Source organism: Halomonas sp. McD50-4 (assembly GCF_022348135.1).
Classification (GTDB): Bacteria; Pseudomonadota; Gammaproteobacteria; order Pseudomonadales; family Halomonadaceae; genus Vreelandella; species Vreelandella piezotolerans.
In genome coordinates, this window is sequence record NZ_JAKRFG010000008.1 from 65,663 (window position 1) to 82,277 (window position 16,615).

Genomic DNA, 16,615 nt, shown 5'->3' on the forward strand with positions numbered 1-16,615 from the left:
GCAAACGTCTTGCTCACACGACCCGACATCAGTGAGGCAAGTGACGAGAGTGCTCGGTACTGTGTTTTACTCGGTACTGTGTTTTACATAAGTGGTGGAACCGTCTAGTGGTGGAAACGCTCCGCAGCTTGGCTGGCCAGTTCGCGGATGCCGTCCCAATCTTCGGCATCGACCATTGCTTTCGGCGTCAGCCAAGAGCCGCCGACACACATCACGTTCGGCAGCGAGAGGTAGGAGTCGGCGTTGTCGACCGTGATACCGCCCGTGGGGCAGAAACGCGCCTCGGGGATCGGTGCGCCGAACGCTTTGATCGCTTTGGCACCGCCGCTGGATTCAGCGGGGAAGAACTTGAAGCGGCGGTAGCCGTATTGCCAGCCAGTCATCAGCTCAGAAATGGTAGAAACGCCCGGCAACATCGGCACGGGGCTCTCTACGCCGTAGCGGTAAAGCGCTTCGGTGGCTCCTGGCGTAACGACGAAATCAGCGCCGACCTGTTCTGCTTGGCGATACTGGGCAGGTGTGAGTACGGTGCCCACTCCAATGCTGGCCCCCGGCAGCGCCTCTTTCATGCGTTTGATGGCGTCTAAGGCGCAGTCGGTACGCAGGGTAATTTCCAGAACGGTCAGGCCACCTTCGACCAGCGCACGGCCCAGCGGCACGGCATCTTCCAGGCGCTCGATGGTGATCACCGGGATCACTTCGGCTTTCAAACAGATGCTGTCCAGCTCGGCGGTGCGCGTTGAGGGTAACTGTTTATCGATGGTCATCAGTGAGTCTCCAAGCAATTTGTTATTGGCGAAGGCGGTTTATTAGGGCGCCCAGTAAATCGCCAGCGGGCAAGATAGAAACGCGCGAATCGGCAGCGTGCGAACGTCGTCGCCGCCCATGGCGTTGGCCAGTACGGCGCGCTTGTCGTCACCCGTGATATGCAGAATGTGGCGTTTCGCCTGGTGCAGGCGGTCCGCAGAGAAAGTAATGCGCGGCTGCGGCTGGCTGGGCGTACGCACCGCGACTAGCGGCTCATCCGTAGAGAGCGCCAGCCCCAGCTCTTGGCTATCGGGGAACAGCGAGGCCGTATGACCATCGCCGCCCATGCCCAAAATCACCACGCTGGCAGGCCAGCTCAAAGCCGCGGTTTGCTGTACCACGGCGGCCACCCCTTCTTCCGGCGTACCATCGTTGCTAGTAAGTGGCACGAAGTTAGCGGCCGCCGCCGGGCCTTGCAGCAGGTTGTCGCGCACCAGTTTGGCGTTGCTATCGCTGCTCTGCTCGTCGACCCAGCGCTCGTCGGCCAGGGTGATATCCACCCGCGCCCACGCCAGTGGCTTTTGCGCCAGCGCTTTGAAGAACGGCACCGGCGTCGAGCCGCCCGATACCACCAGCAGCGCACGCTCCTGGTGCTCCAGGTCTGTCGCCAGGGCTTGATAAACGGCTTCGGCTAGCTGCTCGGCCAGCGCTTGTCGTGTATTGCTCATCTCAATAATCCTCGTACCAGCTGCGACCATCCTGGGTGATCATGGCAATGGAGGCGACCGGCCCCCAAGAGCCTGCCGGGTAGCGGCGCGGTGGGGTATCGCGTGATTTCCAACCATCGATGAGCTGATCACACCAGCGCCACGCATGCTCCACCTCGTCCCGGCGGACGAACAGATACTGCTGGCCTTTCATGACCTCCAATAGCAGGCGCTCGTACGCATCCGGGATACGCGATTTCGGGAACGCGCTGTTGAAATCCAGATGTAGTGGGCCAGGGCGCAGGCGCATGCCCTTGTCTAGACCGCTATCCTTGGTGAGCACCTGAAGGGCAATGCCCTCTTCTGGCTGCAGGCGAATGATCAGCTTGTTGGAGGCGATGCCGCGCTGGTCCGGATCGAAGATGTAGTGAGGCTGCTGACGGAAATGAATGACGATTTGCGAGAGTTTTTCCGGCATCCGCTTACCGGTACGCAGGTAGAACGGCACGCCCGCCCAGCGCCAGTTGGACACTTCGGTTTTCATGGCCACGAAGGTTTCGGTTTGGCTCTGGGTGTTGGCCCCCTCCTCTTCCAGGTAGCCCGGCACGGCTTGGCCGTCGCTGGTACCGGCAATGTACTGGCCGCGCACGACGTCACGCCCCAGCGATTCACCGGTAAACGGTTTCAGCGCCTTGAGCACCTTCACCTTCTCATCGCGGATGGCATCGGCATCCAGGTTCGAGGGCGGATCCATGGCGATCAGGCATAGCAGCTGTAGAAGGTGGTTCTGGACCATATCGCGCAGTTGGCCCGCATCATCGAAATAGCCCCAGCGCCCTTCGATACCGACTTTTTCGGCGACGGTAATCTCGACGTGGGAAATATGATTCTGATTCCACTGGGTGCCAAACAGCGGGTTGGCAAAGCGTAGAGCAATGAGATTCTGAACCGTCTCTTTACCCAAGTAGTGGTCGATGCGGTAGATGCGCGATTCGGGGAACACGGCGCCGATGGCATCGTTGATCTCTTCGGAAGAGGCCAGGTCGTAGCCAATCGGTTTTTCCACCACGACGCGGGTATCGTCATCCAGACTGTTACTGGCCTGGAGATTGCGGCAAATGTCGCCGTATATGCGCGCCGCCACCGAGAGATACACCACCATCGGGCGCTTTGAGCCTTCGCGCCACTGGCGAATGGCGTCATAACCGTCAGCGGTAGCGAAGTCGAGCTTGAGATACTCCAAGCGATTTAAAAAGCGCTCCAGACTCGCCTTGTCCTGCTCCTCTTTCTTCAGACGCTTCTGCAGCGCGCCACTGACTAGCTGGCGAAACGCAGCAGTGTCATGCTCCTGACGCGCCAGCCCCATGATCCGCGTGCTTTCGGGCATCAAACCTTCGCGGTCAAGATGATACAGCGCGGGAAACAGCTTGCGCATGGCAAGGTCGCCAAGCGCCCCGAATAGCGCCAGATCGATCGCGTGATTGGGATCGCCCAGCGGGGCATGTGACTGGCTCATCTCAGCTCCTGTTTATAATTAGGTCATCTGATGTAGTTAGATTACCTAAAATCTATCTGATGTGAGGCATTATACGCAATAATTCGTGTAATTTTACTACAAAATATTCTCGCCTGCTGCCCTTTCCGGTTGGTTTTACAGCGGTGATGCCGAGCCCTGGTCACCTATTCTTATACCTTTACTCTACGCCCCTTGGATACGCCACCCCTCCTCCCCCCTAGGATGAGGTGACCTCGTACGTAATTAGCGACGCTGACCGTGAACAAAGCACGTCGTATGAGAACGTGCACGACAACAACAACGTCATAACGAGGTACGCACATCATGGCAATGGTTCGTCCATTTTTCACGCCGCTGCTCGCCGCTACGCTAGCGGCCACTGCCACACTCCCCGCCCTAGCCTTCGAAGATGACCGTTTGACCATCTGGATGGGCGACAATAAAGGCCAGGAAGGCATCCGCGCAGTGGCCGATCAATTCCTGGAAGATACCGGCATCGAGGTGGACGTCGTGTTTCCCGACAACCTGACCGACCGTTTTCAGCAAGCGGCAGGCAGCGGGCAAGGGCCGGATATCGTCATTTGGGCCCATGATCGCATGGGGGAATGGGCGCAAAGCGGTCTGCTCAAACCGATTGCGCCCAGCGACAGCTTCCGTGAAGCGTTTTACGACTTCACCTGGGAGGCCGCACTATGGAATGGCGAGACCTACGGCTACCCCATTTCGGTGGAATCGCTGGGGCTGATTTACAACAAAGCGTTGGTGGAAACACCCCCCGAGAGCTTTGCCGAGTTAATGGAGCTAGACGCCACGCTCTCCCAAGAAGGCAAAAAAGCCATTTTGTTCGATTACAGCGAACCCTACTACGGCTGGACGCTGCTGGCAGCCAACGGCGGCTACCCGTTCAAACAGACCGATAGCGGTTATGACGTCAGCGATATCGGCGTCAATAACGAGGGTGCCTTGCAAGGGGCTGAGCTGCTGGTCGAGTTGATCGAGAGCGGCGTACTGCCCCGCGGCACCGACTACAACCTGATGGATACTCGCTTCAACCAGGGCGAGGTAGCGACCATGATCAGTGGCCCTTGGGCGTGGCCTAACCTGGAGCGTAGCGGCATCGAATACGGCGTCGCCCTGCTACCCAACGTGGGTGACGAGCGAGCCAAGCCGATGTTTGGCGTGATGACCGCGATGATCAACTCCGCCACGCCCAACGACTTCCTGGCGGTAGAGTTCTTGGAAAACTATTTGCTGAGCGAAGAGGGTATGCGCACGTTCAATAGCGACGGTTCGCTCGGCGCGGTAGCGCATATCGATTACCAGGCAGAGCTGGCGGACAACCCCAACATTGCCGCGACGCTAAACAACGCCGAAGTGGGCATGCCGATGCCCAACATTCCTGAAATGGGCGCCTTCTGGGCCGCTATGGAACCCGCGCTACAGAACATTGGCAGCGGTCGCCAATCCCCCCAAGAAGCGCTGGATGCCGCTGCGCGCCGTATGCGCCAGTAGCCTCCTTTTTAGCCTCCATTGCCCGGCAGCGCCCGCTGCCGGGCAGCCTTTCAGGACGTCATCATGTACACCACTAACGCGTCTCGTGGCCTGCCCCGCCACCGCTCTCGCCATCTTACCGAACGCTATACCCGCTGGGCCATGCGCGGCGTCATTGCCGTGCTGGTGGTCGCGCTACTGTGGCTGGTGCTGGCGTTTCATCTCAACGGCCAGTGGATGTTTGCTCTGCTGTTTCTGGTACTGGGCGGCTCGCTGGGCGTGGTCTTTACCAAGCGCACGCTGATGAGTCATCGCTACATCTTTCCTGCGATAGCCGGGCTTGGTGTGTTCGTCATTTTTCCGCTGCTGTACACCATCGGGATCAGCTTCAGTAACTACAGCTCTACCAATCTGCTTTCGGAAGAGCGGGTGCGCGACCAGCTCATGAGCCAAACCTATCAAGCGGAAGGCAACGCCTTCGATCTTGTGCTCTATCCCGACGGTGATTTGGTTCGGCTCTATTTGGAGAGCCAAGAGGGCCAGCGATTCGTTTCCTCCCCGCTCAATGTTGCCAATCAGGAGAATCGACAAATTGGCGTGCAGCCCGCCGATGCACCGCCCGCGCAGGAAGCACTGGGCATGCGCGACATCATTCAAGCGCGCGAGGCCCTGCAAGGGCTGCGGCTAATCACCCCGGACGGCAACGAGCTGCGCATGGCGGGCCTGCGCCAGTTCGCCCCCATGGTCAACCGCTACGAAGCCCGCGAGGATGGTGCGCTGTACGACCGTCGCGATGAGCGGCTGCTCACCCCCGACCCCAGCATTGGTTTCTTCGTGGCTGACGACGGTGAACGGATCGCGCCCGGCTGGCCGGTCAACGTCGGCATGGCCAATTACACCCAGATTTTCACCGACCCGGACATTCGCGGTCCGTTCATGCAGATTTTCGTATGGACCTTCGTATTTGCCGCCCTCACCGTGGTGTTTACTCTGGCCGTCGGTTTCGTGCTGGCCTCTTTGCTGCAGTGGGATCAACTCAGGGGCAAGGCCGTATACCGCACGCTGCTGATTCTGCCCTATGCGGTGCCAGCGTTCATCTCGATCCTGATTTTCAAAGGGATGTTCAATCAGCACTTCGGTGAGATCAACCTGATCCTGGATACCCTGTTTGGGGTACGCCCGGAGTGGTTTACCGATCCTTGGATGGCGCGCAGCATGCTGCTGATCGTCAATACCTGGTTGGGCTACCCCTACATGCTGCTGCTCTGCATGGGCTTGATTCAGGCCATTCCGCAGGACTTGTACGAAGCCTCGGCCGTGGATGGCGGCGGCCCAATCACCAATCTGTTCAACATCACCCTGCCGCTGATCCTGAAGCCGCTCACGCCGCTGCTGATTGCTGCGTTTGCGTTCAACTTCAATAACTTCGTGCTGATTGCCCTGCTCACCGGCGGCAGCCCCGATATTTTGGGCGCCAGCACCCCGGCGGGCACCACCGACCTACTGGTGAGCTACACCTATCGCATCGCCTTTCAAGACGCAGGGCAGAACTTTGGCCTTGCGGCGGCTATCGCTACGCTGATCTTCCTGCTAGTCGCGGGTTTGTCGCTGCTCAATTTGCGCCTTTCCAAAGTAAAGGTATAGGAGGTTACCGATGCCCATGGTTCAACCCCGCTCCGTTGGCGCGCGTCGCTTGGGCGCGCACTTGGCGCTGATCTGCTTCGTATCGCTGATCGTCTTTCCGCTGCTGCTGGTGATCTCGATCTCGTTTCGAGAGGGTAACTTTGCCACCGGCAGCCTGATTCCGCAGAACTTCTCGCTGGAGCACTGGTCCCTGGCGCTAGGGATCCCTTGGGAGCGGCCCGACGGCACCGTGGTCCAACCGCCCTTCCCGGTGCTGCTGTGGCTGTGGAACTCCATCAAGGTGGCGGTGATCTCCTCGGTGCTGATTCTCATGCTCGCTACCACCAGCGCCTACGCGTTTGCCCGCATGCGCTTCAAGGGCAAAGCGCCGCTGCTCAAAGGCATGCTGATTTTTCAGATGTTCCCAGCGGTGCTCTCGCTGGTGGCACTGTATGCCCTCTTTGACCGGCTGGGCCAGTTCGTCGGTTGGCTGGGCATCAATACGCACGGCGCGCTGATCGTCGCCTCGCTGGGGGCGGTAGCGCTGCATATCTGGACAATCAAAGGCTATTTCGAATCCATCGACGGTTCACTGGAAGAGGCCGCCATGGTCGATGGCGCCAGCACCTGGCAGGCGTTTCGCTATATTCTGCTGCCGCTTTCTGTCCCCATTCTGATGGTGGTCTTCATCCTGGCCTTCGTGATGAGCATCATGGAGTACCCGATGGCCTCGGTACTGTTGGTGGACGAGCACAAACTGACGCTTGCCGTTGGCGCGCAGCAATACCTCGCCGACCATAACCAGCGTTGGGGTAACTTTGCCGCTGCCGCCGTGCTCTCTGGCCTGCCCATCACCGTGGCGTTTCTTATTTGCCAACGCTGGATTATTGGCGGTTTGACCGCCGGAGGCGTCAAGGGCTAGGCCGCCCACCGCTCGAGGGTTTCCTCGCTTGAGCATGTTGCTCATGACCGGCGCTCATCAGCGCCGGTTTTTTATGGGTAAGGTAATTTTTAGGGAAATTTTACGGACAATGTTTGATCGGCGTGGTGAGATAGCTCACCACCCTTAGGGTAATTTAGAGCGGACCCACTTAGAGCGGACTTATGGCCACGTTCCCTAGCGCACGTTACTACCAAGAGACTTACCGAAACTGGGCACAAATTTTCAAGATCATGTCGGTGCTGTGGCTGGTACTGGCTATGTTCATGACGCTGCCGCTGATGGTACTGCTCATCGAACGCGATCCCGATGCCCCTGCTTTTGCCGTCTCGCTGATCATCATTTTAAGCGCGACGTTGAGTACTTGGGCACTCACCCGCGGCGTGCCGTTAGAGCTCAAACCCTGGCAGATGTTCATCTTGACCGCCGGCAGTTGGACCAGTATCAGTGGCTTTGCCAGTCTGCCGCTCGTTCTAGGCGCTCCCCAGCTTAGCTTTACCAACGCCGTGTTCGAATCGGTGTCGGCGATTACCACCACTGGGTCGACCGTCTTGGTAGGTATCGATAACCTCTCGGACGGTTTGAAACTATGGCGCGGCTTGATGCAGTGGATGGGAGGCATCGGCATCATCGTCATGGGCATCGCCATTTTGCCGTTTCTAAAAGTGGGTGGGATGCGGCTGTTTCACACCGAGTCGTCCGATTGGTCCGATAAGGTCATGCCACGCACGGGCGGCATTGCCAAAGCCACCCTCGCCGTTTACGTGATATTGACGCTCGCGGCCATGCTGAGCTATTGGCTGGGCGGCATGCTCCCGCTGGATGCCATCGTTCACGGCATGACGTCCCTGGCCACGGGTGGCTTTGCCAACTCCGACGCGTCGTTTGGGGCCTATGCCGAGCAGCCCTGGCTGCTCTGGATGGCGAGCTTTTTCATGCTCAGCGGCGCGCTCCCCTTCGTGCTGTACATTCGCTTCATTCGCTCTTCCAAGAGCGCGCTTTGGAAAGACCAGCAGGTGCGCGGGCTGCTCAAACTGCTGCTGGCTGCCATCGTAATACTCAGCGCGTGGCGAGTCGTACAAGGCGACGACTGGTTCGTCTCGCTGACCCATGTGACCTTCAACGTCATTTCCGTGGTCACCACCACCGGGTACGCCTCCGACGATTACACGCTATGGGGGGCGCTGCCCATTGCCGCCTTTTTCTACCTGACGTTTGTTGGCGGTTGTAGCGGCTCCACCAGTGGCGGCATGAAGATCTTTCGCTTTCAGATTGCCATGCTGATGCTGCAGAACCAGTTGCGCTATCTGATTCATTCGAACGGTGTCTTTACCACTCGCTATAACCAGCAGCCGGTGACCAGCGATATCTCCCGCAGCGTGGTGGCGTTTTCGTTCTTCTTTTTCATCACCATTGCGGTATTGGCGTTAGGCCTCGCCGCATTGGGCCTGGATCTCGTCACAGCGCTTACCGGAGCCGCCACGGCAGTGGCCAACGTGGGCCCGGGCCTGGGCGACATCATCGGCCCCGCCGGTAACTTCGCCAGCCTGCCCGATGCCGCCAAGTGGCTACTGTGCATCGGCATGTTGATGGGCCGCTTGGAGATTTTGACCGTGGTGGTGTTGATGACGCCGATGTTCTGGCGGCGTTAACCCCCGTTTGGTGGCGTCAGAGTGTCTCTGCAGGCCGAGCGCTGGCTTCTACCAATAACCGATACCCGACGCCGGCCTCAGTTTGAAGCAGGGCCGGTGTTTGTGGGTCATCAGCTAGTTTTTGGCGCAAACGACTCACTACAATACGAAGATAATGAGTGTCATCAGTATGCGTTGGCCCCCATACCTCCTTGAGCAGTTGAGTTTGCGTGACCACTCGCCCAGCGTAGCGGCAAAGCTTTGCCAGTACGGCAAACTCTTTTCGGGTTAGGTGTATCTCTTGCTCATACACCACGACACGCCTCAACTCCACATCGATGGTGACATTAGCGCTTGCGAAAAAACTGGCACTCTCTTCACCTCTAGCCTTTTGGGCAATACGCAGCACTGCCCTGATGCGCGCCAGCAGCTCTTGGATACCGAACGGTTTAGTGACATAGTCATTAGCCCCATTATCCAGTGAACGGACTTTCTCCTCCTCTCTATCGCGTACCGATACTACGATAATCGGTACAGTGCTATGGTCACGGATCCCACGCAGTACGTCATGACCATCCATATCAGGCAAGCCTAAATCGAGCAGCACGACATCCGGCGATTGGATGTAAGCCGCTGCCAGTGCCTGCTCGCCATTTTCTGCCTCAATGACACTGTAGCCCTGCGAAGCAAGACTAATACGCAAAAATCGACGAATCTGCTGCTCGTCATCAACGATCAAAATGCGTCCATTCCCCTCACTCTTCATCCATCCTCCCTATATCGGCTCCTAATAGTGGCAGTGTGATGATGATCGCTGTTCCCTTTCCGTTCGCGCCTACATCGGCTGTGATAGTGCCACCATGGGCGCCAATCATGCCGCGACAAATTGCCAACCCCAGCCCACTACCATGGGCGCTGCGGTCACCGTCACCGCCGCTATAAAACATATCGAACACCTGCTCACGCAGTCCGGGCGAAATACCGGGGCCTTCGTCCTCAATCTTAATAACTAGTACGCTGGGGTCCTCGTCTTTTAGGTGTACGCTAATCAATAGTTCACCGTTAGGTGGTGAAAAGCGCTGGGCATTATCCAAGACGTTCACCAGCGCTTGCTCTATCAGTGCGGGATGCACGTAAAGTAGCGGCAAGTTGGTCGGCCACTGTTTGCGAACCACCACGTGCTTGAGCGATTGACCCAGTCGTTTAAGCGCCGAATTAATCACGTCATCAAACGAGACCCAATCGCGCTCAATCTTCAGTGTGCCATGGCCTAGACGAGTCATATCTAACAGGTTTTGGATGTAGCGATTGAGCCGTTCGCTTTCAGACAAAATGCCGTCCAGTAGCTCACGCTGGTCGCTATCACTGAGCTGTGGTTTTAACTCGATTAACGAACTGGTGGAGCCAATAATTGAGGCAAGCGGGGTGCGTAAATCATGGGATACGGAGGAAAGCAGCGCAGAACGCAAACGCTCGTTCTCCTCTGAGACCCGCGTGGTGTTCAGCTCTGCTACTAGCCGTGTTCGTTCCAGCGCCATGCTGAGCTGACGCACCAACGTATCAATTAATGCCTCATTTTCGTGTGTTAGCCCCTTCTGGCTTGCAGAGAGCTTAAGCGCCAGCATCCCTACTTTCTCCCCTTGCACCGCCAGCGGTAGCAAGCGCCAAGCTTGTTGGCTCAAGGTTTGAGTGCCCTGACCGCTGGGTTTTTGGTGTTGCCAACTCCATACCGCTGCCTGCTTGGCGGTCATGTCCAGACGCTCGGCATCCGGCAGTGCGTAGACCACACGCACTTCGCTAGCGCTTTCCGCCGTTTCAATAAAGATAACGGGGACTTCAAAACACTGCACCAAGGTATCGACACCCACTTTGGCGGCACTGGCACTGTCGGTGGCAATTGAGAGCTGCTCGGCGTAGCGCAGCAAAAGCTGAGTCTGGTCGCGGCTGGCCCGCAGTGCGACTAAGCGCTGGCGTCCACGTCCCGCCAATTGCCCCACCACTAGCGCTATCAAAAAGAAGAACAACACCGTCAGCAGCTGTCCCCGCTCCACCATGGCAAAGGACAAACGTGGCTCTGTAAAGAAGAAGTTAAAGATCAAAAAACCCGCAACGGCACTGAACATCGCCATTGAGGTGCCCGCCCAGACAGCGCTGAAAAGCACGGCGGCTAAAAATACTAGCGACAGATTGGCAAGCTCCAACCAGGGCTCTAACAGGTGGGCGATTCCCAATGAGGCCATCACCGCCAAGCTGGTAGCGAGTAGTTGAGGTGGACGCACTATCCAGCTAGGCTGCCGTTTATGCCTACCTTGCTTCACGCTCCCCTGAGCCACTACCACGATATCAAAGACATCGGTATGCGCGATCAAGCGTTGGGCAAGCGGCCGCGACCACGGCCACCAGCGGCGCTTGCCGTCGCGGCCCACCATAATTGTGGTGGCATTAATCGAGCGGGCGTAGTTAAGCACTTCACCTAGCTGGCTATGCCCCTGCAAGCGAAGTGAATCGCCTCCCAGCCGGGTCACCAGGCTAAATATCTTCTCAATCGTAAGCTGCTGCTCCGGCGAGGCAACACCTTTATCCACATAGACCGCCCGCCATACGGCCAAACGCCTCTCGGCCATTCGATGGGCTGCACGCACGAGGGACACATCGTCTTCACTACCGGTAATAATCACCAACAGGTGGGGCCTTACCGGCCAAGGGCCTGCCCTACCGCTGGCATCCATGGCTACTTTTACATCGGCATCTACCCGCTCGGCCATGGTCTGAATCGCCAGCTCGCGCAGCGCGTTAAGGTTCGACTCGTTAAAGTAGCCCTCCATGGCGGCGCGAGCTTGCTCGGGGATATACACCTTGCCGCGTCTTAAGCGTTCGAGCAGCTCCTCCGGGGTTAAGTCCACCAGCGATACATCCCGGGCGCGCTCTAGCAGTGCATCGGGAACGGTTTCGCGCATGCGAATGCCGGTAATCCGTGCAACATCGTCGTTGAGGCTTTCCAAATGCTGGACGTTCACCGTTGTCCAGACATCGATCCCCGCATCCAGCAACTCTTCGATATCCTGATAACGCCGTGGATGTCGGCTGCCGGGGATATTGCGGTGGGCTAACTCGTCTACCAACAGAATGGTGGGTTTCCGCTCTAGGGCCGCATCGATATCGAATTCATAAAACGTTCGGCCATGATGCTGTAAAGGCGCTAGTGGAATACGTGACAGCCCCTCACAGAGAGCTTCGGTGTCGGCGCGCCCGTGGGACTCCACCACGCCAATCACAATATCGTCACCCTCCTCTGCCCGCTCCCGGGCCGTGCGTAGCATGGTGTAGGTTTTGCCAACGCCAGGGGCGGCTCCCAAAAATACACGCAAACAGCCGCGCGCCTCTCGGCGCGCGGCTTTTAGCAATGCATTGGGATCGGGTCGCTGATCCGCTGAATACATTTAGCTACTCCACAGGGGCGACAGACGACGTGGTGGTGGCGACGGGAAAACGCTCATCCAAACTCACATTCAACCGCAATACGTTGACCACTGGCGACCCCAACCAGCCCGTGTTTTCAAGCGCTTGGTCGATCAGCTCAGTGACGCTAGCTTCGTCGATTTCACGCGCCTGCGCTACCCTTGCGACCTGTAATTCAGCGGATGGTAACGAGATATGTGGGTCAACCCCTGAACCCGATGCAGTGATCAGATCAACCGGGATTTGATCGACACTGACGCCTTCCCGCTGGGCAATCGCCTGGGCATCGGCCTGGGCACGCTCACGAAGCGCCTCATTGCTAGGCGCTAGGTTAGAGCCCGATACCCCGCCCGCATCGTTACCCGCCGCTGACGGGCGACCGATAAAGTATTCATCGCTGACAAAGGTTTGCGACACCAGGCTTGACCCTATCACCCGACCATCGGCGTCACGAACCAAGCTGCCTTGCGACTGCTCAGGAAACAACCAGCCACCGACCATTGTCGTCGCGAAGGGGTACACTAAGCCAAGCAAAACGGCCATCACCACCATAAAGCGCAGCGCACTGCCCCAAGTGGCTTTTGCCTCGGCCGTTGGTGCCTGTTGCGCTTCGTCATTCATCGCCATTTGATCCTTGAAACCTGTATTCATGACGCTTCTCCTAGATAAACAGCGCAATCAGCATGTCGAACAGCTTGATGGCGGGGAACGGTAGCAGCAGCCCACCAAGACCGTAAATCAGCAGGTTGCGGCGCAATAGCACCGTCGCCGATGCGGCTTTCACAGACACACCACGTAGCGCAAAGGGAATCAGCGCGGGAATAATCAACGCATTGAACAGCACGGCTGCCAGCACCGCCGTGGTGGGTGAATGCAGATTCATGACATCCAGCACGCCCAGCGCCGGGAAACTCGCCGCAAAGAGCGCCGGTAGAATCACGAAGTACTTAGCGACATCGTTCGCCAAAGAGAACGTGGTCAGTGCGCCTCGGGTTACCAGCAGCTGCTTACCAATTTCCACCGCGCTGATAAGCTTTCCGGGATCGGAGTCCAGATCGACCATATTGGCCGCTTCGCGGGCGGCTTGGGTGCCGGAATTCATGGCCAGACCAAGATCAGCCTGGGCCAGCGCCGGTGCGTCATTGGTACCGTCACCCACCATGGCCACCAGACGGCCACTGGCCTGCTCTTCGCGAATCAGCGCCAGCTTACGCTCAGGCGTGGCCTCGGCAATGTAGTCGTCGACCCCTGCCGTGGCGGCTATGGCCGAGGCGGTAATCGGGTTGTCACCGGTGATCATCACGGTTTTGATGCCCATGGCACGTAGCTCGGCAAACTTCTCCGCGATGCCGCTTTTGATGACGTCAGACAGCGCTACCACACCCAGGATCTGCTGGTTTTCCGCTACTGCAATGGGTGTGGCACCATCTCGGGATATACGCTCAATGACCTGGTTGTAGTCACTGGGAATAACGCCGCCCTGCGCCTTTACCCACTCGGCGATGGCATTAGGGGCACCTTTACGTAGCTTTTTACCGCTGGTTAGATCCACCCCTGAAAGCCGGGTTTCAGCACTGAAGGCTTCAAAGGTTGCGCCATCCGCTTCTTCGCTAAGCTGGGCATCTACACCCTGCTCGGTGGCCAACGTCACAATCGAGCGACCTTCCGGCGTCGGGTCTTCCAGTGAGGTTAAAAACGCTACATCGCGTACCTTTTGATGCCGCACCCGCTGACAGGGGGCAAACTCCGTCGCGCGACGGTCACCCAAGGTAATCGTGCCAGTTTTATCCAGCAGAAGCGTGTCGATGCTACCGGCGATCTCTACTGCCTTGCCTGATTTAGCAACCAGATTGGCCCGCATGGCGCGCTCCATACCAGCAATGCCAATGGCAGGCAAAAGACCACCTATCGTGGTGGGAATCAAGCACACCAATAGCGCTACCAACATGACCGCCGAGGTTTCTACCCCAACGAACGCGGCCATGGGCACCAGTGTCACCACCACGATCAGGAACACCAGTGTCAGCATCGCCAGCAGCACCGAAAGCGCCAGCTCGGAAGGCGTTTTCTGACGGCTAGCCCCCTCTACCAAGGCAATCATACGATCCAGCAGGGATTCACCGGGATTGGCACTGACTTCAATGATCAATTGATCCGAGAGCACTTTGGTGCCCGCACTGACGCCGCTGTTATCGGTGCCCGCTTCACGCAGCACCGGCGCGGACTCACCGGTCACCGCCGACTCGTTAATAGATGCCGCACCCTCGACGATATCGCCATCTGCCGGAATCAGCTCACCCGCCACTACTTTCACTCGGTCGCCTTTACGCAGTGAGTCGGCGGTCACGTCGCTGGTGGTGCCGTCAGCGTTTAGCTTGGCCGCCTGGAGCTCCCCTTTGGTTTTGCGCAGCGCCCCAGCATGAGCCTTACCTCGGGACTCCGCCAGTGACTCCGCACCGGTGGCAAACAGCACGGTGGCAAGCAGTAGTAGCGAAATAGTGAGCGCAAAGCCGCCGTTTTCGCCCTGGACGAAAGCAATCGGCGTTAGCCCGAAACACACCACCGTACCAATGGCGACCACCGCCATAACCGGGTTGCGCGCCAGTAGATGGGGCGCAAGCCCTTTTACCGCGCCGGTGACAACTTGGCCAATAGGCAGCGAACGACGCGGCTGTTTAGCAAGCTCTGTATGTGACATCTCTTTTCTCCTAGAAGCCTTGCACGACGGATTCTGCAATCGGGCCAAGCACTAACGCCGGTAAGAAGCCAAGCAGGTTAACAATCACAATCACCCCTGCGGTTAAGCCCATAAAGGCGGGGCTATCCATGGGAAGGGTGCCGCGCCCCGCCGGTGCCGTGCGCTTAGCGGCCAACCAACCGGCCACCGCTAATGGCACTAGCATGGGTAAGAAGCGGCCAATCAAGAGGGCAACGACGCAAGCCAGGTTCCACCAGGGCGTGTCATCGCCCAGCCCTTCAAAACCAGAGCCGTTATTAGCAAACGCCGACGTAAACTCATAGAGCACTTGTGATAAGCCATGGAAACCGGGGTTTGAGTTAGCGGCTGCGCCAGGCATCGCCACGGTCAGCGCACTCAACCCTAGGATGACCAGCGGCTGAGCCAGCATCGCCAGTGAAATCCAGCGCATTTCACGGGTTTCTAACGGTTTACCGAACAGCTCGGGTGCCCTGCCCACCATCAACGAGCCCACAAAGGCCGCCAACATCAGGTAGAGGAAGAAGCCAATCAGCCCGACGCCCACGCCACCGAAGGTCACGTTCACAAACATATCCATCAGCAGCATCATGCCGCCCATGGGATTGAAGCTATCGTGCATGGCGTTGACTGAGCCGTTGGAGGTTTGCGTCGTCCAACTGCCCCATAGAGCGGAAAGGTCAGTGCCAAAACGCAGCTCTTTACCTTCCAAATTCCCCCCCGGCTGGGAGAGTTCGACTAGGGCCGCATTGGGCATGCGTTCCGAATAGACCACCACGGAGGTAGAGAACAGAGAGAACGCAATCATCACGGTGCCAATGCCCATCATTAGCCGACGTCGACCGCTGATCAAAGCAATCGCGATAAGCAGTGCCACGGGGATAAGCGTGAGTGAAGCGGTTTCAATAACGTTCGCCAGCGGCGTGGGGTACTCAAGGGGTACGGTAGAGTTGGGTCCATACCAGCCACCTCCGTTGGTACCTAGCTGCTTGATCGCCACCATGGACGCCACCGGGCCTAAGGGAATCGACTGCACTTCTTCCACCTGGGGATCCAGCATGTCTACTTGGTGGGCGGCCTGGTAGCTGGCCGGTACGCCCTGCCATGTGAGCAACAGTGCGACAACCGCTGCCAGTGGCAACATAACCCGTACCACGGTGCGGGTAAGGTCGTGGTAGTAGTTGCCAACGCCGTTTAATCCTTTGGCAGGCTTAGCAACTAACAAAGTGCGGGCAATCGCGACCAACACTGCGAGCCCCGTGGCGGGAGTTAAGAACTGCAGTGTGACAATGGCAAAGGTTTGGCTTAAGTGCGAAAGCTGCGCTTGGCCAGAGTAGTGCTGCTGGTTAGTGTTGGTAGCAAAAGACACCGCTGTATGCAGCGCTGTGTCCCAAGGCATGCCGGGGATACCGTCCGGGTTTAGTGGCAGTAGGCCCTGGCACATAAAGACCAGCCAGGCCAGCAGTATCAAGCCCACATGCAGCTTAAGGATGGCTAACGCGTACACTTGCCACGTCATGGCGTGTTGACTGTTAACGCCCGCCAACCGATAGATAGGCTTTTCAATCACGCCAAACAGCGTATCGAGCCGGTTCGTCTGTGTGCTTAATGCAAAAGCAATATAGATACCCAAGGGCACACTAAGCAGAGCCACTAAGGCGTAAATAGCGATCATATCGTTCATGACGATCTCCTAAAAACGCTCGGGACAGATGAGCGCGTAAAACAGATACGCCGCTGTGCCGGTCGCGATAATTAGCAATGCAATATTCATGGAAGTGCCTC

12 protein-coding genes are annotated in these 16,615 nt (G+C 57.8%); 4 read left to right on the forward strand and 8 right to left on the reverse strand.

What is annotated here, in order from left to right; genetic code table 11:
• Nucleotides 1-104: 104 nt before the first annotated feature.
• The 3 genes from MHM85_RS11240 to zwf are packed head-to-tail and all read right to left on the reverse strand — an operon-like array spanning nt 105 to nt 2,970.
• Nucleotides 105-767, reverse strand: a complete 663-nt coding sequence (locus MHM85_RS11240; RefSeq protein WP_239286018.1) for a bifunctional 4-hydroxy-2-oxoglutarate aldolase/2-dehydro-3-deoxy-phosphogluconate aldolase — start codon at nt 765-767, stop codon at nt 105-107.
• Nucleotides 768-809: 42 nt separating this feature from the next.
• Nucleotides 810-1,475, reverse strand: a complete 666-nt coding sequence (pgl, locus tag MHM85_RS11245; protein ID WP_139528204.1) for a 6-phosphogluconolactonase — start codon at nt 1,473-1,475, stop codon at nt 810-812.
• Nucleotide 1,476: 1 nt separating this feature from the next.
• Nucleotides 1,477-2,970, reverse strand: coding sequence for a glucose-6-phosphate dehydrogenase (gene zwf, locus MHM85_RS11250; protein WP_139528205.1), 1,494 nt, complete (start codon nt 2,968-2,970; stop codon nt 1,477-1,479).
• 324 nt (nt 2,971-3,294) lie between these two features.
• Here zwf and malE point away from each other — a divergent pair, with 324 nt between their 5' ends.
• The 4 genes from malE (at nt 3,295) to MHM85_RS11270 (ending at nt 8,676) form a co-directional block, all read left to right on the forward strand.
• Nucleotides 3,295-4,482: a maltose/maltodextrin ABC transporter substrate-binding protein MalE gene (gene malE, locus MHM85_RS11255; protein ID WP_239286020.1), complete on the forward strand. Its 1,188-nt coding sequence runs from the start codon at nt 3,295-3,297 to the stop codon at nt 4,480-4,482.
• A gap of 63 nt (nt 4,483-4,545) precedes the next feature.
• Nucleotides 4,546-6,105, forward strand: a complete 1,560-nt coding sequence (gene malF / locus MHM85_RS11260) for a maltose ABC transporter permease MalF (RefSeq protein WP_239286022.1) — start codon at nt 4,546-4,548, stop codon at nt 6,103-6,105.
• Between the two features lie 10 nt (nt 6,106-6,115).
• Entirely contained in the window at nt 6,116-7,006 is an 891-nt protein-coding gene (malG, locus tag MHM85_RS11265) for a maltose ABC transporter permease MalG (RefSeq protein ID WP_153844073.1), read from the forward strand.
• Nucleotides 7,007-7,188: 182 nt separating this feature from the next.
• Nucleotides 7,189-8,676, forward strand: a complete 1,488-nt coding sequence (locus MHM85_RS11270; protein WP_239286024.1) for a TrkH family potassium uptake protein — start codon at nt 7,189-7,191, stop codon at nt 8,674-8,676.
• Nucleotides 8,677-8,692: 16 nt separating this feature from the next.
• Here MHM85_RS11270 and MHM85_RS11275 read toward each other — a convergent pair whose 3' ends face one another.
• Genes MHM85_RS11275 through kdpA form a run of 5 tightly spaced genes read right to left on the reverse strand, consistent with a single transcriptional unit; the run spans nt 8,693 to nt 16,514 of the window.
• On the reverse strand, nt 8,693-9,421 hold the full coding sequence (locus MHM85_RS11275) for a response regulator transcription factor (protein WP_139528210.1): 729 nt from the start codon (nt 9,419-9,421) through the stop codon (nt 8,693-8,695).
• Complete coding sequence (locus MHM85_RS11280; protein ID WP_139528211.1) at nt 9,411-12,095, reverse strand: sensor histidine kinase KdpD; 2,685 nt, start codon at nt 12,093-12,095, stop codon at nt 9,411-9,413. Before MHM85_RS11280 ends, MHM85_RS11275 begins: the two co-directional genes overlap by 11 nt.
• A gap of 4 nt (nt 12,096-12,099) precedes the next feature.
• The gene (gene kdpC / locus MHM85_RS11285) at nt 12,100-12,765 is read right to left on the reverse strand and encodes a potassium-transporting ATPase subunit KdpC (RefSeq protein ID WP_218013988.1); all 666 of its coding nucleotides are present in this window, start codon (nt 12,763-12,765) and stop codon (nt 12,100-12,102) included.
• A gap of 10 nt (nt 12,766-12,775) precedes the next feature.
• Nucleotides 12,776-14,812 (reverse strand): potassium-transporting ATPase subunit KdpB, encoded by a 2,037-nt coding sequence (gene kdpB, locus MHM85_RS11290; protein WP_139528212.1) that lies wholly within the window; start codon nt 14,810-14,812, stop codon nt 12,776-12,778.
• 10 nt (nt 14,813-14,822) lie between these two features.
• Complete coding sequence (kdpA, locus tag MHM85_RS11295) at nt 14,823-16,514, reverse strand: potassium-transporting ATPase subunit KdpA (protein WP_239286027.1); 1,692 nt, start codon at nt 16,512-16,514, stop codon at nt 14,823-14,825.
• Nucleotides 16,515-16,615: the final 101 nt, after the last annotated feature.

What these genes read in the sequence shown, in the direction of transcription:
- MHM85_RS11240 (WP_239286018.1), bottom strand. Translation starts at nt 767, where the DNA reads ATGACCATCGATAAACAGTTACCCTCAACGCGCACCGCCGAGCTGGAC.
- pgl (WP_139528204.1), bottom strand. Translation starts at nt 1,475, where the DNA reads ATGAGCAATACACGACAAGCGCTGGCCGAGCAGCTAGCCGAAGCCGTT.
- zwf (WP_139528205.1), bottom strand. Translation starts at nt 2,970, where the DNA reads ATGAGCCAGTCACATGCCCCGCTGGGCGATCCCAATCACGCGATCGAT.
- malE (WP_239286020.1), top strand. Translation starts at nt 3,295, where the DNA reads ATGGCAATGGTTCGTCCATTTTTCACGCCGCTGCTCGCCGCTACGCTA.
- malF (WP_239286022.1), top strand. Translation starts at nt 4,546, where the DNA reads ATGTACACCACTAACGCGTCTCGTGGCCTGCCCCGCCACCGCTCTCGC.
- malG (WP_153844073.1), top strand. Translation starts at nt 6,116, where the DNA reads ATGCCCATGGTTCAACCCCGCTCCGTTGGCGCGCGTCGCTTGGGCGCG.
- MHM85_RS11270 (WP_239286024.1), top strand. Translation starts at nt 7,189, where the DNA reads ATGGCCACGTTCCCTAGCGCACGTTACTACCAAGAGACTTACCGAAAC.
- MHM85_RS11275 (WP_139528210.1), bottom strand. Translation starts at nt 9,421, where the DNA reads ATGAAGAGTGAGGGGAATGGACGCATTTTGATCGTTGATGACGAGCAG.
- MHM85_RS11280 (WP_139528211.1), bottom strand. Translation starts at nt 12,095, where the DNA reads ATGTATTCAGCGGATCAGCGACCCGATCCCAATGCATTGCTAAAAGCC.
- kdpC (WP_218013988.1), bottom strand. Translation starts at nt 12,765, where the DNA reads ATGAATACAGGTTTCAAGGATCAAATGGCGATGAATGACGAAGCGCAA.
- kdpB (WP_139528212.1), bottom strand. Translation starts at nt 14,812, where the DNA reads ATGTCACATACAGAGCTTGCTAAACAGCCGCGTCGTTCGCTGCCTATT.
- kdpA (WP_239286027.1), bottom strand. Translation starts at nt 16,514, where the DNA reads ATGAACGATATGATCGCTATTTACGCCTTAGTGGCTCTGCTTAGTGTG.